The organism is Mesonia sp. HuA40, from assembly GCF_008017835.1.
Lineage (GTDB): Bacteria > Bacteroidota > Bacteroidia > Flavobacteriales > Flavobacteriaceae > Mesonia.
The window spans coordinates 167,589-191,928 of record NZ_VRLT01000026.1 but is presented as its reverse complement, the minus strand read 5'-3'; the positions used below and the strand labels follow the sequence as shown (position 1 = coordinate 191,928).

Here is a 24,340-nt window from a genome sequence, read left to right as displayed (position 1 = left end):
TAGTAATAGTGAGCGCTAAAAAGAATAACATAAAGCAATTTCATTTCTTTCACCTTTTAAAAGGAGATAAGCTTATATGGGCTGTTGTAGTGTTATTGGGGTTGTTTTCTTTTATTCCCGTATATAGTGCAAGTAGTAATTTGGCCTATATTTATGGCAATGGTAACACCTTAAGCTTTTTATTAAATCATCTTGCGCACTTACTTATTGGTTTTTTCTTGATATTTGCGGTGAGTAAAATACCATACAATTACTTTAAAGGCTTGTGTGTACTGGCTCTGCCTTTGGTTATTATTTTATTGGTTTATACGCTCTTTCAAGGAACCACTATTGATGGAGCAAATGCTAGTAGATGGATCAAAATTCCTTTAATCAATAAAACCTTTCAAACATCTACAGCTGCTGCAGTAATATTAATGGTATTTGTAGCGCGTTATTTATCTAAAATAGCCGACAAAGAGATCACTTTTAAATCGAGTATGATTCATTTATGGCTACCAGTAGGAGCTGTTTTGGTACTTATTTTACCAGCCAATTTTAGTACAACTGCAATTTTATTTGCGATGATACTCATGCTGGTTGTGGTTGGAGGATATCCGTTGAAATACGTAGGAATTATATTATTAGCCGGCATAATTGTTTTAAGTGTTTTTATGTTATCGGCAAAAGCCTTTCCAGGTTTGTTTCCTAACCGGGTAGATACTTGGATTAGTAGGGTTGAAAATTTTGCCAGTGCAGATGACAAAGAAATTTATCAAGTTGAAAAGGCTAAAATAGCCATCGCTAGAGGAGGAGTTTTTGGGGTAGGTGTAGGTAAAAGTGTACAGCGTAATTTCTTGCCGCAGTCTTCATCAGACTTTATTTATGCGATAGTTGTTGAAGAAATGGGGCTCGTAGGCGGATTTCTAGTGCTATTTGCATATTTACTCATATTATTTAGACTGGTGGTTGTAGCTATAAAAGCCCCCAGTATATTTGGTAAACTATTGATAATTGGCGTTGGATTACCTATTGTTTTTCAAGCTCTGATTAATATGGGAGTGGCTACCGAGTTATTTCCGGTAACGGGGCAAACCCTACCTTTAGTTAGTAGTGGGGGGTCTTCTATATGGATGACTTGTGTGGCCTTAGGAATGGTGCAAAGTGTATGTGCAAAACGCGAATCGTTAAGAAATAAAACCGATTTACAAGGTCAACAAGACGATGCAAAATCGGGATATAATCAAGAAGAGAACCCATTAGAAATACTAAGCGAAACCCTATGAAGCCGTTACGAATCATATTGTCAGGAGGAGGAACAGGCGGGCATATTTATCCCGCTATTGCCATAGCGAATGAGCTTCAGGGTCGTTATCCAGAAGCCGAATTCTTATTTGTAGGTGCCAAGGATAAAATGGAAATGCAAAAAGTGCCACAAGCAGGTTACGCAATTAAAGGATTATGGATTAGCGGTATCCAGCGTAAGCTGAGTTTAGACAACCTAAGTTTTCCATTTAAATTATTAAGTAGTTTATCGGCTTCTAGAAAAATTATAAAAACCTTTAAGCCGCACGTTGCCGTTGGTACAGGAGGATTTGCAAGCGGACCTTTATTAAAAATGGCCAGTATGATGCAAATACCTAGTTTGATACAAGAACAAAACTCTTACGCTGGTATTACCAATAAGTGGTTAGGAAAATCTGTAGATAAAATTTGTGTGGCTTACCCTGATATGCAGCGGTATTTTCCCTCATCAAAGATAATTTATACAGGAAACCCAATCCGTAAAGAGATTACTAATGGAAGTGCTTCAAAATCTGAAGCTTTAGGTAAACTGGGTTTAAATCAACAACAGCCAGTACTTCTTGTATTGGGTGGTAGTTTAGGCTCAAAACGTATCAACCAAGAAATCGCTAAAAATGTAGAATGGTTTGCACAATTAGGTTTACAGGTAGTTTGGCAAACCGGTAAATTATATTTTGAGCAATATAAGCATTTAACTAGCCAAAGCGTGCGGGTAGTGCCTTTTATAGAAGAAATGAGTATGGCTTATGCTGCAGCAGATTTTATTGTTTCTCGCGCAGGTGCAGGTGCTGTTAGTGAATTAAGTGTGGTAGGAAAACCAACGCTATTTATACCTTCTCCTAATGTAGCAGAAAATCATCAAACCAAAAATGCCGAAGCTGTAGCACAACAAAAAGCTGCATTATATATCAAAGAGAAAGATTTAGAGACTAAGTTTCAAGAAGTTCTTTCTGAATTGGTGCAAGATGAACACAAACAACGCGAATTGAGTTTTAATTTTAAGCAGTTGGCAAAACCTCATGCCGCCGCACAAATAGTAGATGAAATTGAACAATTAATACAAGAAAAGTATGGTGAACTTTCGTAACATAGAAAACCTTTATTTTTTAGGTATTGGCGGTATAGGGATGAGCGCCCTGGCACGTTATTATACCGGTGGTAAATATCAAGTTTATGGTTATGATAGTACTCGTACCCAACTTACTCAAGCGTTAGAGCATGAAGGTGCTCAAGTAGTTTATCACGAAGAGGCTGGCTTAGGTCTGTTGCAAGGTTTAAGTAAAGCCAATACATTAGTGGTGTTTACCCCAGCCGTGGCTAAAACTAATATAATATTGTCTTATGCCCAGACCAACCAATTTCCCATACTAAAACGAGCCCAACTCTTAGGGGAGATTACAAAAAATCACCCTACGTTGGCTGTTGCTGGTACACATGGTAAAACCACTACTACTAGTATTTTAGCACATATTCTTAAAGTAGCAGAGGTACGTTTGACGGCCTTTTTAGGCGGTATTACCGAAAATTACAATACCAACTATTTAAACGATGGTAACGAGGCAATTGTGGTTGAAGCCGATGAATTTGATCGTTCGTTCATGCATCTAAGTCCGAGTATCGCTGGCATTACAAGTTTAGATGCCGATCATCTCGATATTTATAAAAATAAAGAGTCTTTAGAAGTTAGCTACCGTGCATTTATCTCAAAGATAAAGCAGCCTGAAAATTGTTTTAAAATAGAAGAATTAGCAATACCAGGGCAGCCGGTAGGGTATTCGGCTACTTGTGTTTATCAAATACTTCAGTATACCGTGCGTGAGGGCAAGTATATTTTTGATTTTAAAACACCCAATGGGGTTTTACGGGATCTTGAATTTGCTTTGCCAGGTAGGCATAATTTATTAAATGCAGCACTAGCAATGGCCATGGCTCTGCATTTTGGGGTAGCACCTAAGCATATGGCATCAGCACTAAGAAGCTTTAAAGGAATCAAAAGAAGATTTAGTATTCATTGCCATAAACCCCGTGTATTAATAGAGGATTACGCGCATCATCCTGAAGAAATTAAAGCGATGCATCAGGCGGTGAGTGAGATGTACCCAAATAAGCGATGTTTGGCTATTTTTCAGCCGCATTTATATTCTAGAACACAAGACTTTGCCACAGAATTTCAGCAAAGTTTGGCAGCTTTTGATGAAGTATTGTTATTGCCAATTTACCCTGCACGCGAGCAAGCCATCCCAGGGGTAAACAGTGAGATGCTACTTTCGGGTATAAAAAATGCGCAAAAAAAATGCATTCAAAAAACCGATTTAGTTTCGGAAGTGTTTCATTCGGATGCCGAGGTGGTTATATTATTAGGAGCAGGAGATATAGGGCTAGAGGCCGAAAAAATTAAAAAAGCGTTAAAACGTGAAAATTAATTGGAATTACATAAAAGGCTTTGCATTATTGAGCTTGATTGTGTTTCTGTACGGATTCACACAGCAGCGTAACCAAGCTAGAAAATTCGATCAATTGCAGGTAGTTTTTGTTAAGGATAGCGAAAAGTTTATCAGCGCCAAAGAGATAGAAAAAATTGTTTTACAAAATGAAAAATCTATTGAAAAAATACCTAAAGATAGTTTAGATTTGAAAGTTTTAGAAAAACATATAGACGAACATCCGTTGGTTAAAAACGCAGAGGTGTATTTAACTGTAAATGGGGATGTTATCGTTGAGGTGCAGCAAAAAAAACCATTGGCTAGAGTGTATGCTAATGCATCATTTTATATCGATGAAGATGCTAATAAGATGCCATTATCAAAAAACCATACGGCTCGAGTGCCCATGGTAAAGTATTCTGGGCAACAAGATTTAGGTTATGTGCGGGGTTTGTTGAAAGAAATTAATCAAGATAGTTTTTTAAAACATCAGGTTGTTTCTATAGAGGTAGATAAAAAAAAAGAGATTCGATTTTATGTGCGTGGTTATGATTTTGAAACTATCTTAGGAGATAGTACAGCGCTAGCAGAGAAACTAAGAAAATTTAAGGCGTTTTATAAAACCGCATTTATAGATAAAAAGTTGGAGCAGTACGAGAGTATAAAATTAAATTACAAACAGCAAGTAGTTGCTACCAAAAAGGTATAGAAACTGGTTATGGAAGTAAATGATCAAGAAATCGCAGTAGGGCTAGACATAGGTACAACCAAAATTGTAGCTATGATTGGTCGGTATAATGAATACGGTAAAACCGAAGTTTTAGGTGTTGGTAAATCTAAAAGCTTAGGAGTGCATCGTGGCGTAGTAAATAATATAACCCAAACCATACAATCTATACAACATGCCGTAGAACAGGCAGTTGCCGATGCCGGAATTGAAGTGAAAGACGTGGTGGTGGGTATTGCTGGTCAACACATCAGAAGTTTACAACATAGCGATTATATTACTCGTGAGAATGCCGAAGAAGTAATTGGTGCTCAAGATATAGAAACCTTGTGTAACCAGGTACATAAATTAGTTATGTTACCAGGCGAGGAGATTATTCATGTTTTGCCCCAGGAGTATAAAATAGACGGTCAGGGCGAAATAACTGAGCCAATCGGTATGTACGGCGGTAGATTGGAGGCCAATTTTCATGTGGTAGTAGGCCAGATCTCATCTATCAGAAACATAGGTCGTTGTATAAAAAGCTCTGGATTAGAACTAGAAGGAGTAACCTTAGAGCCATTAGCATCCGCCAAAGCAGTATTAAGTCAAGAAGAGAAAGAAGCCGGTGTAGCATTGGTTGATATAGGAGGAGGAACTTCTGACTTGGCTATTTTTAAAGATGGTATCATACGCCACACGGCAGTTATCCCATTTGGAGGAAATGTAATTACCGAAGATATTAAAGAGGGTTGCAGTATTATTGAAAAGCAAGCAGAGCTCCTAAAGGTGAAATTCGGTTCGGCTTGGCCTGGAGAAAATAAAGAAAATGAAATTGTATCTATTCCTGGCTTACGCGGAAGAGAACCCAAAGAAATATCTTTAAAAAATTTATCAAAAATTATTCATTACCGAGCGGTTGAAATTATTGAGCAGATTTATTTAGAGATAAAAAATTACGGTCACGAGGAACAAAAGAAAAAACTAATTGCAGGTATAGTTATTACCGGTGGTGGCGCACAATTAAAGCACTTAAAGCAATTGGTTGAATATGTAACCGGTATGGATACCCGTATAGGGTACCCCAATGAACATCTTGCAGGAGATAGCAATAAAGAAACCACCAGTCCTATGTACGCCACGGCTGTAGGTTTAGTTTTAAACAGCCTAGAGCGTAAACAGCAAGAAAAACAAGAGCGATTAGAAGCCGAACTTCGCCGTAAACACGCCGAGAATCATCAAGGTGTTAAAAGTGAAGACACTGGTAATATTATGAATGATTCAGTAAAGGAAGAGCAAATTGAAGGCGAACAACTAGAGCAAACCCATCAAGAAGAACAAGAGCGAGAGGTGAAAGCCAGTAATATAGCCCGCAAGAGCATTTTCGAGAAATGGTTTGACACCTTAAAAGATTTTTTAGATAAAGTAGAATAAAGTAAATAAGCGAAGCATAACACCCAAAATATAGAATTATGAGCAGCACAGAATTCGACATTTCATTTGATTTACCCAAAAATCAATCTAACGTGATCAAAGTGATTGGCGTTGGTGGCGGCGGTTCAAACGCCATTAATCATATGTTTGAACAAGGAATAAAAGGAGTAGATTTTGTAGTGTGCAACACCGATGCACAGGCCCTAGATAATAGTCCGGTTCCTATTAAGTTACAATTAGGAGTAAACCTAACCGAGGGGTTAGGAGCAGGTGCTAATCCAGAGATTGGAGAGCAGGCCGCTTTAGAGAGTTTTGAAGACCTTAAGAGCATGCTTAACACCAATACAAAAATGGTATTCATTACCGCAGGTATGGGTGGAGGTACCGGAACTGGAGCCGCACCAATTATTGCTCAACAGGCTAAAGAGATGGGTATTCTTACCGTAGGTATTGTAACCATTCCATTTCAGTTTGAAGGTAAAACAAGAAATGATCAAGCTCAACAAGGGGTAGAAAAATTAAGAAAACAAGTAGACTCGCTTATTGTTATTAATAATAATAAACTTCGTGAGGTTTATGGTAATTTAGGCTTTAAAGCCGGATTCTCTAAGGCCGATGAAGTTTTAGCTACTGCCTCACGAGGAATTGCAGAAGTAATTACACATCATTACCAACAAAATATAGATTTACGTGATGCTAAAACGGTATTGAGTAATAGCGGTACGGCCATTATGGGGTCTTCAACCGCCTCAGGTAGCAATAGAGCTCAAGAAGCCATCATTAAAGCATTAGATTCACCTTTATTAAACGATAATAAAATTACGGGCGCTAAAAACGTGTTGCTGCTTATTGTTTCAGGCTCCCAAGAAATTACTATCGATGAAATTGGAGAAATCAATGATCATATTCAAAATGAGGCTGGGCATAGTGCAAACATCATAATGGGTGTAGGAGAAGATTCTAACCTTGATGAGTCTATATCGGTAACCATAATTGCGACGGGTTTTGATGTAGAGCAACAAAATGTAATTGTGAATACAGAGGCTAAGAAGATTATTCACACCTTAGAAGATGAGCAGAAAGTAGTTCATGATTTAAGCGAGAAGCGCTTCCAATTACGTTCTTCTGCGGTAGACGAGCCTTTGCCTAAAGAAGAGCGGGAAGAAAGAGTAGTGCACACGCTATTTGAGCAAGAGCAGCTTGAAGAACCACAAGAGTCTACTAATGCGCAAGAACAAGAAGTGCAAGCTTCCGCGGAAGCGAATACAGATGATTTTGTTTTTGTTGATGCAACTAAGAATACAACCAAAGAACAAGAGCCAGTAGAAGAGAAAAGACAAGTTGAAGAAGATAAGGAGAAAGAACAGGTAAATTTTACATTTGATTTTCCTATTAATCCTATAGCTTCAAAACCTGCTTCTTCATCTATTTCGGAGGAGACTGCAAAAACAACTACGGAGGCAGAACCTACGTCATCTAAAATTATTCACAGGCTTGAGGAAGAGCCGAACGAAAAGCAAACACCATCTGCGCCAAAACCTAATGTAACTGGAGGAGTAAAACGCTATAGTTTAGATGACTATATGGAGGAGGAAAAACAGTTCCAAGAAAATAAAGCTCCAGAGGAAGATTATAGGCAACAGACTCAAATTGAAGTTAAACAGCCTGTTTCTGAACCTATAAGTAAGGTTGAGGCCGCTTCTTTTGAGAATAAAAATAATCTGGTAGAAGAGTCAAAAAATACAGAAGAAATCGATCCTTTAGAAAACCCGATATCGCAAGATCTTATTGCACGAGCGGCAGAGAGACGCAAGCGCATGAAAGAGTTCAACTATAAGTTTAGGAATAATTCATCTATAGAAGAAATTGAACGAATGCCAGCATATAAGCGAGCCGGTCTCGATTTAGAAGAAGGAGAAACCACAGGTGACACAAAACTATCTCGAACCAGTGTAAACGGTTCCTCAAGGGATAATTTGAATTTTAGAACGAACAACTCGTTTTTACACGATAATGTAGATTAAAAACAAAAATTATGAGTTTAGAAAAACAAGTAATGATAAAAATGAAAGAGGCCATGAAATCTAAAGATCAAATGGCCTTAGGAGCATTGCGTGCTATAAAAAATGCATTGATTTTAGCTAAGACAGAGGCTAATGCAACGGATTTGACTGAAGAGCAAGAAATCCAGATAGTACAAAAATTAGTGAAGCAACGTAGAGATAGCGCAGAAATTTACCAAAGTCAACAACGTGAAGATTTGGCAGAGCCAGAATTAGCCGAAGCTGAGGTTATTGCGCAATTTTTACCTAAGCAGCTTACTGAATCGGAGATTGAAGCCGAAGTGCAAGCTATAATTGCAGAAGTAGGAGCGTCTGGAATGCAAGATATGGGTAAAGTAATGGGTATAGCTAGCCAAAAAATGATGGGAAAAGCCGATGGTAAAACCATTTCGGCAATTGTTAGAAAAAAATTAGCATAAGTATACTATATTAGGTATTTTTGCGCTGCTAAAATAGCTATTAGGCCCCGTGGCGCAACTGAATAGCGCATCAGATTTCGGCTCTGAGGGTTGCAGGTTTGAATCCTGCCGGGGTCACGAATAAATAAAAAAACCTCACTTTCTGCCAAGCTTGCTTGAAACTGAAATTGAGGTTTTTTTATTTTCAAAGCGGAGCTTTTTCAGGAAGGCGTAGCCAATCTGCCGGGGTCACGAATAAATAAAAAAACCTCACTTTCTGCCAAGCTTGCTTGAAACTGAAATTGAGGTTTTTTTTATTTTCAAAGCGGAGCTTTGTCAGGAAGGCGTAGCCAATCTGCCGGGGTCACTTTTTTAGTCTGTAACTTCTTTTTTTTAAGGGGTTATTTTTTTATTGTGTCGCCCGTTGTGTCGCCCATTTAAATGTTCTTAAACTTCCTCATAAGGCTCATACAGAATTTCTGTTACTTATTGAGATCAAGTTTATCTAAGCATTTGATTTAACTTATAAAGAGCCCTTTTTTAGAGGTTATAAACATTTTTTCTCATCAATTATATTCCTAAAGTGTAAAAACAACCAGATTAGATTAACCTTTTAAGTACATAAATTCTAGATGAAATCAATTAACATCTTTAGTTAAACTATGATTTCTTGAGAAAATACAATTATTAGATCCATTTAATTTAAAATCCGCTAATCTGAAGTATTGAATTGTGTAAATATTCACATATTCTTTGTTTTTATTTTTTAATTTTAAGTTAAATATTAGAACGTATAAAGGTGCTTAATAAATTATTTTGCTTAGGATTTTGCTTTATGTTAGGCGTTTCTTCGGTAGCCTGTGATAATGACGACGGTAATGCACCAAACCAAAATCAATGTGCTTACCAAGGTTTTTCTTATTTGGACACAAATGACAACACAAGTATCTTTATTCCAGAAACCGATTTATATACCGATTTTTTTATCTCCTCATCAAACGAACCAGAAGTTGAAATTTATAAAACCGCTCAACCTGGTAGTTTTTACTTTTTAACCACTACTGTGGGGTTAAATGCAACAGGAACTGGTACGCTTAGTTTAAATGGGAATGTATATAATGTAAATGTAATTTGCCAGCGAACTGGTAACACGGTAGGAAATGAAATGCGATTTGATTTGACTGCAAATGGTTTAGAAGCCGAATTTTGTGTTATTATAGATAGAGTCCAGTAATAATTGAAACCGCCGCAAACTCGAAAATTTAGTAGTTACCCTAATTTTAAACTGGTTTAATAAAAATTAAACAACTATTACGGCGGTTATAATTGGTTAATTAGTATCTTAAAAATATTGAATTTATTTTTATTAAAAATACCCAGTAAAAGGTATATATAAATAAACCTCTATGAGTGGCATTTGTTTGCCTAAGTAATATTATTTTTATAAAACATTTTATTTAAAAATCATATTAATGAAATATTATTTTACCCTAATCTTGTTGATTGCATCTACAACGGCTATGATTGCACAAGAGTTTGAAGGCTCCTGGTATGGAGTGTTGCAGGCGGGAGGTCAACGTTTAAACCTAAGTTTTCATATCAATAAAACTGCACAAGGCTTTACCACTACAATGGATAGTCCTGACCAAAACGCAAAGGGAATACCAGTTAAAGTTACCCGAGTTGAAGGGTATAAACTACACTTAGAAGCACCACAACTTGCGTTGCGCTATAATGCAGAAATTAGAAAGGATACTCTTTTTGGTACCTTCGCTCAAGGCGGATTTAGTACGCCCTTAAACTTAACTAGAACAAAACCTGCTCAGTTGCGGCCTCAAGAACCACGTGATCCTTTTCCTTATACAGTAGAAGAAGTAAGTTTTGAAAATCAACAAGCAGGAATTCGGTTGGCTGGTAGTTTAACTTTGCCTAATTCTACCGATGATTTTCCTGCAGTTATCTTATTAAGTGGTAGTGGTCCCCAAGATCGTAATGAAAGTTTAATGGGGCATAAGCCATTTTTAGTACTAGCCGATTTCTTAACTAGAAACGGTATTGCTGTTTTGCGCTACGATGATAGAGGGGTGGGAGAATCTACAGGAGATTTTAGTCAAGCCAGTTTAAACGATTTGGTAAGTGATGCGGCTTCGGCACTTTCATTTTTAAAAAACTATGATCAGGTAAAAGAGATCGGTTTAATTGGTCATAGTGAAGGCGGATTGGTTGCTGCTATGCTTGCTAGTGGCAATTCGAATGTTGACTTTATCGTTAGTTTGGCGGGGCCTGGAGTACCTTTAGATGAACTGCTTATTGCCCAAAATAAAGAATTAAGTCTGGCGCTTGGTTTTACAGAGGAACAAGTACAACCAAGATTAGAATTCAATCAGAAAATGTTTGATTTAATAAAGAGCATAAGCGATGAAGAAGCTTTAAATCAGGCTGTAAATGATTTTTTTAATGAGCAAGAAATAAATTCCGCTCAAAAGCGAAATGAATTAAAACAGCAGTTTTTGAGTCCGGGTATTCGAAGTTTAATTAAAACTAATCCGGCTCTTTATTGGAGTAAAATAGAAGTACCTATATTAGCTTTAAATGGTGCGCTAGATTTGCAGGTCAACGCTAAAGACAATTTGCAAGCCATAAAAAACGCAAACAGCAGAGGAGGTTCAGCAAATGTTGTCGTGAAGAATTATCCTCATTTAAATCATTTATTTCAGGAAGCTAAAACGGGATTGCCGGCAGAATATGGGCAGATTGAGCAGACCATTGCTCCTATAGTTTTGCAAGATATTCTAGATTTTATTCAATATAATATTAAGAGAGAATAAGTATATTTGAATAAAATTTCAACATGAAAAAATTACTTATTTTACTACTTATAGCTATTTTTGTTATTGGCTGTAGCAATGAGCGTAAGGCGCTTAAAGAAAAACACGATGAGGTGCTACAAGAAGTATTTAATGCTCACGATGTAGCCATGCCTAAGATGGGAGAAATAAACACCCTGCTTAAGCAATTAGAAGAAAAAATTGATAGTACATCAGAATCAGGAAATTATATAAAAGCTCAAAAAGAATTGCAAGCGGCACATAAACATATGATGACTTGGATGCAGGATTTTTCTTCTAAATTTCCAGATGTTAACCAAATCGAAAATCTTGATGCAAAAGAATTAAAGCAACGTACGGATAGCTTAATAAGCGAAAAGCCGGCTGTGGAAGCCATGCGGGATCATGTTTTAAGAAGCATTAGCCGTGCTAAAGAAATTTTAAATAATTAGGCTAAGGCTTTCTAAAAAAAAGGTGGGTGCAATTGCACCCACCTTTTTTTATTAAACCAACTATTGCTCTTTTTGTATTTTTTTTACGAGGTAAGCTGCATCCTTTTTTATGCCACCTAAAGTTGCAGAACCGCGGGTATGCAGCCACGGAAGGCCTATAAAGTATAAGCCTCTCATTGTGCTCACTCCTCTGTGATGTTTGGGATAACCTTCGTGAGTAAGCTCTAAGCCTTCAATCCATTCAAAATTTGGTCGATAACCGGTTGCCCAAACAATATTTTTAACATCTTCTAGGATCGTTAATTCAGTTTCGATGCGTTTACCGTCTGCATCGGTTGTTCTACCTACGGGTATAACATTTTCTCTATTTAGTATCTCTTTTACGTTGGTGCCAATAACAGGCTGGCGGTTATTACTTATTCTTTTTCCAATAAAACTATTTTTGCTAAATGATAAAAAACCTGTCTTTGTAAACCACCACCAAAGTGTTTTACCTAAAATTTCTTGGGGTAAACTTTTAATATTGGTTTCTCCTGAAAAATAAACAGTATGTTGGTTTTGTTTAGAGACTTCATCAAGAATTTGAAAACCGCTGTCGCCATCACCCACAACTAAAGCATCGCCTTCTTTTAACTGTTGCGTATTTTGATAATAATTGCTGTGCATTTGGCAAATTTCATTAGAAATTTTTTTTGCGCAAGGTGGGGTGTATGGAATATGGAAAGGTCCTGTGGCAATGATTACATTTTTGGCTTGGTAAATCCCGTTATTATGCTTTAGATGAAAAATCTCGTCTTTTTTATAAATTTTTTGAATTAAGGTGTTTAACTCAATAGGGAAGTTAAAATGATTGGCGTAGGTTTTAAAATACTCGGCAACTTCATATTTATTAGGATAATGGCCCTTTGGGGCAGGAAAATCTAAGCCGGGTAAATGATTGAACTCCGTTGGTGTAAAAAGCTTTAATGAATCCCATCTATTTAACCAAGATGCTCCTATTTCACTTTCCTTATCAACCATTAAAAAAGATTGATTGTTTTGTTGTAGGTAATACGCCATTGCTAGACCTGCCTGAGCAGCGCCTACAATAATAAAGTCTTTCATAGCTTATAGGTATTTGCCCATGATAACGTAAAAATTTAAAAAAACCAAATTATGAAATGGAATAGAGGTTAAAAAATATTATATATTCGAAAAAAAATTAGTTTGGAAGAAGAAAAAATAAATATTTACTTTTTAGTCATAGTTTTAGGGGCCCTCTTTATATTCTTTGTTCTATTTTTATTGGGTAAGATCTTTTCAACGATAGAATATATTTATGCCACGCGCAGCAATAAACCCTTATTTATCCATTTTTATTGGCCTTTGCGTAAACTTACTCCAGACCAAAAGCAATTTATCAGCAAACGTTTTTCGTTTTATCGTCAATTAAATCGGCGAAAGCAACTTTTTTTTGATCACAGGGTAAGTGGTTTTTTAAAGCATAAAACTTTTGAAGGTCGTTCAGGGTTTGTGATCACTCCAGAAGTAGAGTTGTATGTGGCGGCCACTGCTATCATGCTTACTTTTGGAATGCGTCGCTATAAGTTACCTGTCTTGCAAAAAATTTTGATTTATCCAGAAATTTATCGCTCAACTATCACGAAACAAGATCACAAAGGAGAGTTTAACCCGCTTTTGAAAACCATGGTATTAAGTTGGAAAGATTTTCTTCTTGGTTTTGAACATCGCAGCGATAATGTTAATCTGGGGATTCATGAATTTATTCATGTCATCCAAATTAATAGTTATAAAGAGTCTAGTATTAGTGGAGATATTTTTATAGATGCTAGTAAAGAGATTATAAACAAGCTTAAGACAGACTCCTATAGAAATTATGTATTGCACTCTAAGTTTTTTAGAAATTATGCTTTTACTAATGAATTTGAGTTTATTGCGGTTTTGGTTGAGCATTTTATTGAATCGCCGCAGCGTTTAAAACAAGAATTCCCCGATTTATATATAAAAACCGGGGAAATGCTTAATTACCGAATGATTCGTTAAAAAAGCGGCAAAAAAGTTATAACAATTGATACAGAGCGCTTATGGGTTAGTTAGTATGAGCTTTGTATAAAAAATTATTAAGTATACAGAATTTTGCCGCCTTTCGTTGAAAAAAACTAATCTAACTTTAAACTTACATGTTGTAAAAGAATCAGTTTAATTCGCTCGGCAATCAAATTATTACCATCATTATCTAATGGTGAAATAGAAAATATACCATCGCCATCGGCATCTTTAATATCATCAAAATCTATGAAATTTGAATTAAAGGCGAGGTAGCTATCAAAGTTAATTAGAAGCTTTACTTTATTTTCTTCCACGGTTATAAATTCTTTGTTTGCACCATATTTAAGACGAATATCATTGCTACAGTCATGCCAGAAAATGAAGGGCTTACCCTTTATTTTTCCTGTTAATTGAATGCTTTTTTGATACATTTCATTTTCGGGGTTTTGATGTGAATCAAAAGAAAACACTATTTCTTCGTATAACCCATTAGGTATAGCAATATCAACTAAATTTACAGGTCTAGGATTGATTAAGTTAGCTAAAAACGGACCTTGAAGTTTAGGGTTCATACTGGCATTGTAATAACCGTCATTCTCTTTGATGTCATCATAATCGGCTAGTTTTATTTCAATATCCGATAAATTTACCCAGAACTGATCTATTTCAATATCATTAGGATTTGATGTTTTGTTGCTAAAATTGTTAACATCTGAAGTAAGTTGTACTTCTAATTTTCCCATACTATTGGGGGTGATGCTGTCGTCGTCTGAGCAGGAATACAAGAAGGGGAGGCAAATGCTGCATGCTAAGAACATGCCCAGCATTTTGCACGCTGCGGTGTTAAAAGGTTTCATAATAGGTTGATTTGGTTGTTAGTCTTGTAAAGATATTAAACCTAAATCGTTTGTTGTGTTAATCAACTGTTAATCAACCTTGTAGTTAATCTTGTTTTTTTACAATATCCTGAGTAATTAGGGTGGCGTGTATCCTGGAGTTTTCAATGAACCACTTATGCGTTTCTAAACCGCCACAAATAACGCCGGCCAAATAAATTCCTTTTTGATTGGTTTCCATCGTACGTTCATCGTAAAAGGGTATTTTTTTTGTTTTGTTGGCCCAATCAATTCCTAAGTCTTTGAGGAAATTAAAATTAGGTTGGTAACCGGTAAGCGCTAGTATAAAGTCGTTTGGAAGGATTATAGTTGAGGTTGGTGTACGCAATTCTATTTCGTCTTTGAGAATACGAGTAACCTCTGCATTAAAGTAGGCTTTAATACTACCTTCTTTTATGCGGTTCTCAATATCTGGTCTCACCCAATATTTTACTCGTTCTCCAATTTTTTCACCACGGATAATCATGCTTACTTTTCCGCCTTTTCGATAAATCTCGAGTGCGGCATCTACTGCAGAGTTACTCGCTCCTATTATTGCAACATGCTGTTGTGCGTAATAATGGGGGTCGTTGTAATAGTGATTTACTTTTGGTAAATCTTCACCTGGTACATTTAATTTATTCGGTATATCATAAAAGCCAGTGGCTACAATTATATTTTTGGCTTTATACGTAGCTTTGTTAGTCTTTATTTCGTAGGCAGTAGGAAGATTAGATTCATTAGATTGTTTTACCTCTAATACAGCTTCAAAAAGGTTTACCGCCAAATTGTTAGCAGTAGTAATTCTGCGGTAATACTCTAATGCTTCTTGCTTAGTAGGTTTAGGATTATTGCTTATGAAAGGAATGCCGCCTATTTCTAATTTTTCTGATGTCGAGAAAAAAGTCATATTGGTGGGGTAATGGTAAAGGGAGTTTACCAAAGCACCCTTGTCTAGAATAATATAGGATAAATTGTTCTTTTGGGCTTCAAGGCCGCAAGCCAACCCGATAGGGCCTGCACCAATTATCAGACAATCTAAAATCATTATTTTTGGGTAATTTCTTTTAAGTTAGCTATGGTTTCAATTGGCTGCTTGCTTTTAAATACAAAGCTACCAGCAACCAATACATCAGCACCAGCTTCAACTAGTGCTTTGGCATTTTTGTCTGTAACCCCACCGTCAATTTCAATTAAGGTATTGGCTTTTTTCGAAATAATAAGCTCTTTTAATGCCCTCACTTTTGTATAAGTATTTTCGATAAATGCTTGACCGCCAAACCCCGGATTTACACTCATCACACATACTAAATCAATATCTTGAATTACATCCTCAAGCAGTTGTATATTCGTGTGCGGATTTAAGGCTACCCCAGCTTTCATCCCTGCAGCTTTAATGGCTTGCAAAGTGCGGTGTAGGTGGGTACAGGCTTCAAAGTGTACCGTTAAATTATCTGCACCTAAATCGGCAAAGGTTTGAATGTAACGGTCTGGCTCTACAATCATCAAATGCACATCTATAGTTTTTTTAGCGTGTTTACTTATGGCTTTTAAAACAGGCATGCCAAAACTGATATTGGGTACAAATACGCCGTCCATAATGTCAATATGAAACCAGTCGGCCTGACTTTTATTTACCATTTCGATATCGCGCTGTAAATTGGCAAAATCGGCTGCTAAAATTGAGGGAGCAATTTTTGTCGCATTCATTTTTTGTTGTGTTGTTGATTTTTTGCAAAAATAAGCATTAACGGCTAGAATTGGTTTAAAATAAGTGCTTATTCTTTTCATACCGCGCTTTTATTATTATTTTTAGTGTTTGAAAATACCACATCAAAATGATTTTAATAGACAATTTAGGAAATACAAACCCTTATCTTAATCTTGCTTTAGAAGAATATATGCTTCGAAATTCTAAACAGGGTGAAGATTTTATTTTATTTTATATCAATGAGCCATCAATAATTATTGGGCGAAATCAAAATACCTTAGAAGAAATTAATACGAATTATATTGAAGAAAAAGGCATACATGTGGTAAGAAGAATATCTGGTGGGGGAGCGGTTTATCACGACCATGGGAATCTGAACTTTAGCTTTATTACCGATTATGATGTGAAAAGATTAAACAACTTTAAGAATTTCACACAACCTATTGTAAACATATTGAATGAGATGGGGGTTCCTGCAAAAATGGAGGGTAGAAACGACTTGTTGGCCAAAGGGAAAAAGATATCGGGTAATGCTCAGTTTTCTAGCGTCAAGCGGATGTTTAGTCACGGTACTTTATTATATGACACCAATTTAAGTGAAGTAGCCAAAGCACTTCAGGTTAAAATGAGTAAAATTCAGTCTAAAGGACATAAGTCAGTGCGTAGTAGAGTGGCCAACATTACAGAGTTTTTACCAGAACCTATGCGTATTGAAGATTTTAAGCAAAAAATTATAGACGGCCTGTTTAAAGAGAAAGAAGACTTTAGTATTTATAAGCTCACCGATGAAGAGTGGGCTGGAGTATACCAACTAAAAAAGGAAAAATATGATCAATGGGACTGGAATTATGGTAAGTCGCCTAAATTTAATATTCGACGTGAGAAAAAATTTCCGGTTGGTATAATTGATCTCCGCATTTTTGTAGAAAAAGGTCATATAGCGGCTATTAAGATATATGGAGACTTTTTTAGTAAAGATCCGGTAGATGAATTAGAGCATAAGCTTTTAGGTGTTCGTTATACATTGCCCGATATAAAAGAGGCTTTAGCTGGTGTAAACCTTAAAAACTATTTTGGCGATTTGGCCAAGGAAGATTTTATAGAGCTGCTCTATGGAGAAGATGAAGAGTCAACTGAATAAAAAAAACCGCCAATTGGCGGTTTTTTTATTTAACCTAAATAGGTCTTTAATATTTTACTTTTTGAGGTATGTTTAAGTCGGCGGATAGCTTTTTCTTTTATTTGACGCACACGTTCACGGGTCAAATCAAAAGTTTCTCCTATTTCTTCTAGAGTCATAGGTTGCTGGTCGCCTAAGCCAAAGTATAGTCTTAAAACATCGGCTTCTCTCGGAGTCAAAGTTTCAAGCGCTCGCTCAATTTCAGTTCTTAGAGAGTCGTGCATTAAATCTTTATCAGGATTTGGAGACTCACCAAATTTCAATACATCATATAAATTAGAATCTTCACCATCTATCAAAGGTGCATCCATGCTAACGTGTCTACCTGAATTTTTCAATGACTCTTTAACGTCGTTTACGGTCATATCTAATTCCTTGGCAATTTCTTCGGCACTTGGTGGGCGTTCATTGGCTTGCTCTAAAAAGGCAAATGTTTTATTAATCTTATTAATTGAGCCAATTTTGTTTAAGGGTAAACGTACAATTCTAGACTGCTCAGCCAAAGCTTGAAGTATAGATTGTCTGATCCACCAAACGGCATAAGAGATAAATTTAAAACCACGCGTTTCGTCAAATCGTTTTGCGGCTTTAATTAATCCTAAATTTCCTTCGTTGATTAAATCGGGAAGGGTAAGTCCTTGGTTTTGGTATTGTTTAGCTACCGATACCACAAAACGAAGGTTAGCGTTGGTTAATTTCTCTAAAGCTCGGTCATCACCTGCTTTAATACGTTGTGCTAACTCTACTTCTTCTTCTGCGGTAATCAAATCTACCTTACCAATTTCTTGCAAGTATTTGTCTAAAGATGCGGTTTCTCTATTGGTTACTTGCTTTGTAATTTTAAGTTGTCTCATTTAAAATGCTCCCAGTTAAATTAATGCTTGTATTAGGTTATACGTGCCTTTTTGAAAAAGGTTACAAAAGTAATACATTTTTATTTTGAGTGCACATAAAAAAAGCCTTAAACTCATTTAATTGATTTTAAGGCTTTTTTGTTCTGGCTTTTTTTAATTATACCCTTATGTGGCCATCGCCAAATACATAATATTTATTGGTGACCAATTGCTTAAGACCTAGTGGGCCACGATGATGTAGTTTGTCTGTGCTAATGGCTAGTTCTGCACCAACTCCCATTTGACCTCCATCTGTAAATCGAGTAGAGGCATTGTGATAAACCGCAGCACTGTCAATTTGCTCCATAAAAGCTAGAGCTTCGGTTTTATCCTCGGTAATGATGGCGGTAGAATGACCACCTGAATATTTATTTATCTTCTGAATAGCTTCTGACATACTTGAAACTTCAGCTACCAAAATTTTCATCGCTAAGAACTCTTCGTACCAAGCCTCTTTATCGGTTAGTAATTTCGTTTCTGGGCATAAAGCGTGGATTGATTCATCGGCCCAGACCGCTACATTTACTTCTTTTAAACTGCTATATAAATCAGCTACCTTTTCTTCGTAGTTCTCAATATTTTTATCTAATAGCACCTTATCTAAAGCATTGCAACCCGAAATTTTATTGGTTTTGGCATTGATGATAACTTTTTTGGCTTTGTCCCAATCAGCTTTTGGGGATACGTATAGAAAATTATTACCTCTACCACTAATCAGTACGGCGCAAGTGGCATTTTCTTTTACAAAATTAATCAAACGCTCTCCACCTCTCGGTACAATCAAGTCTAATGGTTCAGTTGGGTTTTTCAAGAATTCTCTTGTTTCGTGTCTATCCATTTGCATCAGACGTATCCAATCTTTACTTAAATTATTTTCGGCTAAAGCCTCATGCCAGCAAGATTCTAAAACTAAATTAGAGTGTTTAGCTTCTTTACCTCCCTTAAGTAAAATTTTATTATTGGCTTTAAAAGCTAATACGGCTGCTTCAATGGTAACATCGGGTCTAGATTCATAAATAATCATAATGGTTCCAAATGGAGCAGTTTTATTTATGATTTCTAAGCCGCTATCTAATTTTTTTTCGGCAATATTATTCCCAACAGGATCATCCTGTACTTTTACTTCTTTTATAGCTCTAATCATATCGTCAACCTTTGCTTCATCTACCACTAATCGGTCGTAAAGCGCTTGATCATCTTTAGAAAAAGCATCAAGATCTTTTTGATTGGCTGCTATAATTTCTTTTCTTCGTTGGTCAATGATTCGCATCATTGAATCTAATACATTATTTTTTTTATCTGTTTCTAATAATTGCATAAGCTTTGTTTTAATTCTTACTTCATTTAATCTTTTAGTCATTAACAATAAACTCTGTACCTACATTTTTACCTTCTACTATATCTACAATCACATTAGGTATTTTACCTTTTGCGATATAGGTAGGTATATCTTTAAGTGCGGTTTGCTTAGCTATTTTTAATTTACTTTCCATTCCTCCTCGGCCTTCACCTTCCCCTTTTTCTGAGGCTTGAACATATTTTTCAACATCCTGGTCTGGGGTCACTTGTTTAAGTCTTTCAGAGTCATCGTCGTCTGGATGCCCAGTATAAAGTCCGTCTGTATCGGTTAAAATAATCAAACGGTCGGCGTTAACCAATTCGGCCACTAGGCTGGCCAGCTCGTCATTATCTGAAAACATAGACATGGTAAGAGAAACCGCATCATCTTCATTGGCAATAGGAATAACCCCTTGTGATAGTAAACCTTCATAGCAATTGATCATGTTTTCTCTATGTCTTCCTGGTGCGAAATCGCGTTTAGTAGCTAAAACTTGTGCGCAGCGCATCCCGTAATCATGAAATAAGCTATAATAGTGTCGCATCATACGCGGTTGCCCGACAGCCGAATAAACTTGTCTTCTGGTAGAAGCATCTTCTATATTGCATTGACTAAGTACTTCTTTTCCGGCTATAGCCGATCCAGATGATACTAATATAACCATGACATCGCGCTCATAAAGTACCGCAATTTGCCGAACGATTTCTTTTAAAACTGGGCCTAAGATGCGATTATCTTTATTGGTCATTACATTAGTTCCTACTTTAACAACTACTCGTTTTATGTCTTTTGTTTCTGTCATTACTTGTTCTTCTTTTCTCCTAATTCAACAGCACGATTAAAAGCTGCATAAGCCGCTTCTTTAATGAGTTCATTTACATTGTTATCTTCCATAGAGTCAAGGGCGGCTCTTGTGGTTCCTCCTTTTGAGGCTACACGATCCATCCATGATTTTGGTGATAAGTCAGACTGATTGAATAATTCTACCGCTCCTTCGAAGGTGTTACTAACAAGAACCTTGGAGTCGTAATCTGAAAAGCCCATTTTTTTTGCTGCTTCGAGCATTGATTCCATAAAATAAAATACATAAGCAGGACCGCTACCTGATATACCCGTTGAAGCGTCTATAAAATTTTCGGTATCAACGTGAATAGATGCGCCGGTTGTATCTAATAAGTTACGAACGGTTAGCAATTCAACGCGTGTAACCGCATCGCTTTCTGTGTAAGAGGTAACTCCTTTACCCACTTGAGCAGGGAGATTAGGCATAGTGCGTACAACTTTTTGCGTATTTAAACCTTGCATTATGGTTTCGATGGTAATCCCGGCCATCAATGATACAAAAATTTGTTGCGGATTGATAAGAGGTTTCATTTGCTCAAAAAGTTCCTCGCAGTGGTAGGGCTTAACCGCGATAAAAACCAAGTCGGCGCTGGGGAGCACCTCCTCTAAATTGTCATAAACAGCAAATAAATTTTCTTCTTTTAATTTCGTAATTTTTTTTGGATCGGTATCAAAAATTCTAACTTTTTTTCCATTCATTAAAGCAGACTTAGCCATACCTTCAGAATAGGTTAAACCCATGTTACCGCCACCAATTACTAATAATTTCATTCCTTATTTTTAAGTTAATAATTTATTGTTGTCTTAATAGCTACAACTACCATGCGATAGTCGGAATTAGCAATAAAACTTCTTAAATAATAACTTTTTTTAACTTAAAAACAAATATTTAAGTATTGTTTAAGAATTACGTATAATTTTAACGAATTGAGGTTAGTTAATCGGTTTATTTAAAATAAAGAGACTGACACATTTGCCGAGAGGTGATAATTTGGCAGTATATAAAAAAGCCTTCCTGTATGGGGAAGGCTTAAAATTCTAAAATAATAATTTTTTATTCTTTGTTTTTCTGCTCTCTTGGTGGTCGAGGAAGAAGTGCCTTACGAGATACTTTTTCTTTTCTGGTTTTAGGATCAAAACCAAAATATTTTACGTCTATCACATCGCCAAGATTTACCACATCGGTAACATTGTTTGTTCTTTCCCAAGCCAATTCAGAGATATGCAATAAAACCTCATTTCCTGGTGCTTCTGTATATTCTACCACAGCTCCAAAATCTAAAAGTTTAATTACTTTTACTTCATAAACACTTCCTTTCTCAGGCTTAAAAGTAATAGCATCTATTTTAGCTAAAACTTTATCGATTCCTTCTTGGTCTGTACCCAGTATTTCTACAATACCTTCTTCGGTAACAGGATCTTCATTAATTACAATAGTAGTGTTGGTTTCTTTTTGTAATTCTTGAATTACTTTACCACCCGGACCAATAAGACTACCGATATATTCATTAGGAATTCTACGGGTAATCATTTTAGGAGCATGTGCTTTAACCGTTTCGTTTGGCTGGTCTATAGTGTCTGTAATTTTTTCTAAGATATGTAATCGACCTGCTCTGGCTTGTTGAAGCGCTTTAATTAAGATTTCATAACTTAAACCTTTTACTTTTATATCCATTTGGCAAGCGGTTATACCCTCTGCTGTACCAGTTACTTTAAAGTCCATATCACCTAAATGATCTTCGTCACCTAAAATATCTGATAGCACTGCATATTTACCACTATCGGCATCGCTAATAAGTCCCATTGCAATACCTGAAACCGGCTTTATAAGCTGAACCCCAGCATCCATAATTGCCATAGTTCCTGCACAAACGGTCGCCATAGAAGAAGAACCGTTAGATTCTAATATTTCTGAAACTACACGAACGGTGTAAGGGCAATTATCTGGAATCATTCCTTTTAGGGCGCGCTGAGCTAAATTACCATGTCCTATTTCTCTACGAGAAGTACCTCGAATAGGTCTTGCCTCACCAGTTGAGAATGGAGGAAAGTTGTAATGTAAGTAAAAAGTTTCTTCACCCTCAAAACTAGGCATATCTATTTGGTTTGCTTCGCGCGAAGTACCAAGGGTTACAGTTGCAAGCGCTTGGGTTTCACCTCGAGTAAAAATTGAAGAACCGTGAACAGAAGGTAAGTAATCAACTTCACACCATATTGGTCTAATCTCATCTGTTTTACGTCCGTCTAAACGTAAACCTTCATTTAAAGTTAAATCTCTTACTGCTGCTTTTTCGGCTTTGCTGTAGTACTTGCTTATTAAATCGCCATACTCCTCCTGCTCTTCTTCAGAAAAACTAGCGGTAATTTCTTCTTTAATTTCCGCGAAAGCTGCACTGCGTTCTGCTTTAGAAGAACCTGCTTTGGCTACTTCGTAAACCTTATCATAAGCCAAATCGTGAATTTGTTTAGCTAAGGCTTCATCTTCTCTTTCTCCGTCATAAGTTCTGGTTTCTTTTTTACCAAAAGCTTCGGCCAATTTTATTTGCGCCTCACATTGCTTTTTAATTGCTTCGTGAGCAAATTTGATGGCCTCGGTCATTTCTTCTTCAGAAATTTCTTTCATTTCTCCTTCAACCATCATAACAGAATCGGCAGAAGCACCAATCATCATATCGATATCCGACTCGGCTAATTGGCTACGCGTGGGGTTGATGATAAACTCACCATCTACACGACCTACACGAACTTCAGAAATGGCACACTCAAACGGTATGTCTGATAACTGAATAGCCGCCGAGGCAGCCAAACCAGCCATAGCATCTGGCATCACATCATCGTCATGAGACATAAGTTGAATCATAACCTGCGTTTCTGCGTGGTAATCTTTAGGGAAAAGTGGCCTTAAAACGCGATCTACAATACGCATAGTAAGCACTTCGCCATCACTTGGTCTTGCTTCTCTTTTAAAGAAACCGCCAGGATATCTTCCGGCAGCCGCAAATTTCTCTCTATAATCTACCGTTAAAGGTAAAAAATCAACGTCGCTTTGTTTGTAGTTAGAAACTACGGTACACAGCAGCATAGAATTTCCTGATTTCACAACAACAGAACCGTGGGCCTGTTTTGCTAATTTTCCGGTCTCGATAGAGATTTCTCTTCCATCTCCTAAATCGATAACCTCTTTAAATGTTTTTGGAATCATACTTTTTATTTCTAAGTTAACAATGGTCTCCGTCGGGATCCAGGACGGCCTGGGTTGTGTGTGTTGTGTGTAGTTGTAATGACCAATGAAAAACTATTACTGTAGCTTTTTCTTTATTTTTTTACACTAAGGTAAAAAAAAAGGGGCAAAACGCCCCCTTAAAATTATTTTCTAAGTCCTAAATCTTTTACGATTTCACGATACCTCATAATGTCTTTCTTCATTAGGTAGTCTAAAAGACGTCTTCTTTTACCTACTAGAGACACAAGAGCGCGCTCAGAGTTAAAATCTTTTTGGTTTCCTTTTAAATGTTTTGAGATGTGTGCAATTCGCTTAGTGAATAATGCGATTTGTCCTTCGGCAGATCCGGTATCGTTCTTACCGTTACCGTACTTCTCAAATAATTCTTGTTTTGCTTCTTTACTTAAATACATTCCAATATTATTTCAATGATTATTATGCATAGATAGATTTTCTATCAAGCGGCAAATATAAAACATAATTTTTTAATTTATTCTAGTTAATGCAATTATTTACTTCCGCTTTAAGCGGATTATTGTAAAGGATGATATTGAGAAAGTAGTCTAACTTTATAAATCCGTTATTCATTAAATTATAAAGTGGTTGACTTTGTCTTTTAGTTCGGTTAAATTCATATTA

The 24,340-nt window shown here is 36.5% G+C and carries 22 protein-coding genes and 1 tRNA gene; 13 read left to right on the top strand and 10 right to left on the bottom strand.

Annotated features, from left to right (window positions below; all coding sequences use genetic code 11):
* Positions 1-8: 8 nt before the first annotated feature.
* The 11 genes from FT993_RS05115 to FT993_RS05065 all read left to right on the top strand — a co-directional run bounded on the left by FT993_RS05115 (position 9) and on the right by FT993_RS05065 (position 11,588).
* Positions 9-1,265: an FtsW/RodA/SpoVE family cell cycle protein gene (locus FT993_RS05115; RefSeq protein ID WP_255504427.1), complete on the top strand. Its 1,257-nt coding sequence runs from the start codon at positions 9-11 to the stop codon at positions 1,263-1,265.
* Complete coding sequence (gene murG, locus FT993_RS05110) at positions 1,262-2,371, top strand: undecaprenyldiphospho-muramoylpentapeptide beta-N-acetylglucosaminyltransferase (RefSeq protein ID WP_147861463.1); 1,110 nt, start codon at positions 1,262-1,264, stop codon at positions 2,369-2,371. Before FT993_RS05115 ends, murG begins: the two co-directional genes overlap by 4 nt.
* Positions 2,355-3,707 carry a UDP-N-acetylmuramate--L-alanine ligase gene (murC, locus tag FT993_RS05105; RefSeq protein ID WP_147861462.1) on the top strand — a complete coding sequence of 451 codons (1,353 nt, stop codon included), beginning with the start codon at positions 2,355-2,357 and terminating at the stop codon, positions 3,705-3,707. The genes murG and murC overlap by 17 nt, the downstream gene beginning before the upstream one ends.
* A complete protein-coding gene (locus FT993_RS05100) occupies positions 3,697-4,416 on the top strand; it encodes a cell division protein FtsQ/DivIB (protein ID WP_147861461.1) in 720 nt (239 codons plus the stop codon). The genes murC and FT993_RS05100 overlap by 11 nt, the downstream gene beginning before the upstream one ends.
* Before the next feature lie 9 nt (positions 4,417-4,425).
* Positions 4,426-5,847, top strand: a complete 1,422-nt coding sequence (ftsA, locus tag FT993_RS05095) for a cell division protein FtsA (protein ID WP_147861460.1) — start codon at positions 4,426-4,428, stop codon at positions 5,845-5,847.
* Between the two features lie 38 nt (positions 5,848-5,885).
* Positions 5,886-7,871: a cell division protein FtsZ gene (ftsZ, locus tag FT993_RS05090; RefSeq protein WP_147861459.1), complete on the top strand. Its 1,986-nt coding sequence runs from the start codon at positions 5,886-5,888 to the stop codon at positions 7,869-7,871.
* A gap of 11 nt (positions 7,872-7,882) precedes the next feature.
* Positions 7,883-8,329: a GatB/YqeY domain-containing protein gene (locus FT993_RS05085; protein WP_147861458.1), complete on the top strand. Its 447-nt coding sequence runs from the start codon at positions 7,883-7,885 to the stop codon at positions 8,327-8,329.
* Between the two features lie 43 nt (positions 8,330-8,372).
* A tRNA-Arg gene (locus tag FT993_RS05080) sits at positions 8,373-8,446 on the top strand.
* A gap of 661 nt (positions 8,447-9,107) precedes the next feature.
* A complete protein-coding gene (locus FT993_RS05075; protein ID WP_255504426.1) occupies positions 9,108-9,542 on the top strand; it encodes a hypothetical protein in 435 nt (144 codons plus the stop codon).
* A gap of 238 nt (positions 9,543-9,780) precedes the next feature.
* Complete coding sequence (locus FT993_RS05070; RefSeq protein ID WP_147861457.1) at positions 9,781-11,136, top strand: S9 family peptidase; 1,356 nt, start codon at positions 9,781-9,783, stop codon at positions 11,134-11,136.
* A 23-nt stretch (positions 11,137-11,159) separates the two neighbouring features.
* Positions 11,160-11,588, top strand: coding sequence for a hypothetical protein (locus FT993_RS05065; protein ID WP_147861456.1), 429 nt, complete (start codon positions 11,160-11,162; stop codon positions 11,586-11,588).
* Positions 11,589-11,648: 60 nt separating this feature from the next.
* Here FT993_RS05065 and FT993_RS05060 read toward each other — a convergent pair whose 3' ends face one another.
* Positions 11,649-12,692 (bottom strand): NAD(P)/FAD-dependent oxidoreductase, encoded by a 1,044-nt coding sequence (locus FT993_RS05060; protein WP_147861455.1) that lies wholly within the window; start codon positions 12,690-12,692, stop codon positions 11,649-11,651.
* A gap of 102 nt (positions 12,693-12,794) precedes the next feature.
* Here FT993_RS05060 and FT993_RS05055 point away from each other — a divergent pair, with 102 nt between their 5' ends.
* On the top strand, positions 12,795-13,631 hold the full coding sequence (locus tag FT993_RS05055; protein ID WP_187240757.1) for a zinc-dependent peptidase: 837 nt from the start codon (positions 12,795-12,797) through the stop codon (positions 13,629-13,631).
* A 116-nt stretch (positions 13,632-13,747) separates the two neighbouring features.
* Here FT993_RS05055 and FT993_RS05050 read toward each other — a convergent pair whose 3' ends face one another.
* The 3 genes from FT993_RS05050 to rpe form a co-directional block, all read right to left on the bottom strand.
* The gene (locus tag FT993_RS05050; protein WP_147861453.1) at positions 13,748-14,494 is read right to left on the bottom strand and encodes a hypothetical protein; all 747 of its coding nucleotides are present in this window, start codon (positions 14,492-14,494) and stop codon (positions 13,748-13,750) included.
* Positions 14,495-14,579: 85 nt separating this feature from the next.
* Positions 14,580-15,560 (bottom strand): YpdA family putative bacillithiol disulfide reductase, encoded by a 981-nt coding sequence (locus FT993_RS05045; protein ID WP_147861452.1) that lies wholly within the window; start codon positions 15,558-15,560, stop codon positions 14,580-14,582.
* The gene (gene rpe, locus FT993_RS05040; RefSeq protein WP_147861494.1) at positions 15,560-16,222 is read right to left on the bottom strand and encodes a ribulose-phosphate 3-epimerase; all 663 of its coding nucleotides are present in this window, start codon (positions 16,220-16,222) and stop codon (positions 15,560-15,562) included. The genes FT993_RS05045 and rpe overlap by 1 nt, the downstream gene beginning before the upstream one ends.
* A gap of 128 nt (positions 16,223-16,350) precedes the next feature.
* On the opposite strand from rpe, the gene FT993_RS05035 reads away from it, so the two are divergent.
* Entirely contained in the window at positions 16,351-17,364 is a 1,014-nt protein-coding gene (locus tag FT993_RS05035) for a lipoate--protein ligase (protein WP_147861451.1), read from the top strand.
* Between the two features lie 29 nt (positions 17,365-17,393).
* Here FT993_RS05035 and FT993_RS05030 read toward each other — a convergent pair whose 3' ends face one another.
* The 6 genes from FT993_RS05030 to rpsO form a co-directional block, all read right to left on the bottom strand.
* Positions 17,394-18,257: an RNA polymerase sigma factor RpoD/SigA gene (locus FT993_RS05030; RefSeq protein ID WP_147861450.1), complete on the bottom strand. Its 864-nt coding sequence runs from the start codon at positions 18,255-18,257 to the stop codon at positions 17,394-17,396.
* Positions 18,258-18,414: 157 nt separating this feature from the next.
* Positions 18,415-19,614: a glutamate-5-semialdehyde dehydrogenase gene (locus FT993_RS05025; protein WP_255504425.1), complete on the bottom strand. Its 1,200-nt coding sequence runs from the start codon at positions 19,612-19,614 to the stop codon at positions 18,415-18,417.
* A gap of 34 nt (positions 19,615-19,648) precedes the next feature.
* Positions 19,649-20,437: a glutamate 5-kinase gene (proB, locus tag FT993_RS05020; protein ID WP_147861448.1), complete on the bottom strand. Its 789-nt coding sequence runs from the start codon at positions 20,435-20,437 to the stop codon at positions 19,649-19,651.
* Positions 20,437-21,249 carry a pyrroline-5-carboxylate reductase gene (gene proC, locus FT993_RS05015; RefSeq protein ID WP_147861447.1) on the bottom strand — a complete coding sequence of 271 codons (813 nt, stop codon included), beginning with the start codon at positions 21,247-21,249 and terminating at the stop codon, positions 20,437-20,439. Before proC ends, proB begins: the two co-directional genes overlap by 1 nt.
* Before the next feature lie 283 nt (positions 21,250-21,532).
* Positions 21,533-23,680, bottom strand: coding sequence for a polyribonucleotide nucleotidyltransferase (locus FT993_RS05010; protein ID WP_147861446.1), 2,148 nt, complete (start codon positions 23,678-23,680; stop codon positions 21,533-21,535).
* A gap of 164 nt (positions 23,681-23,844) precedes the next feature.
* Positions 23,845-24,114, bottom strand: coding sequence for a 30S ribosomal protein S15 (gene rpsO, locus FT993_RS05005; protein WP_147861445.1), 270 nt, complete (start codon positions 24,112-24,114; stop codon positions 23,845-23,847).
* Positions 24,115-24,340 lie beyond the last annotated feature (226 nt).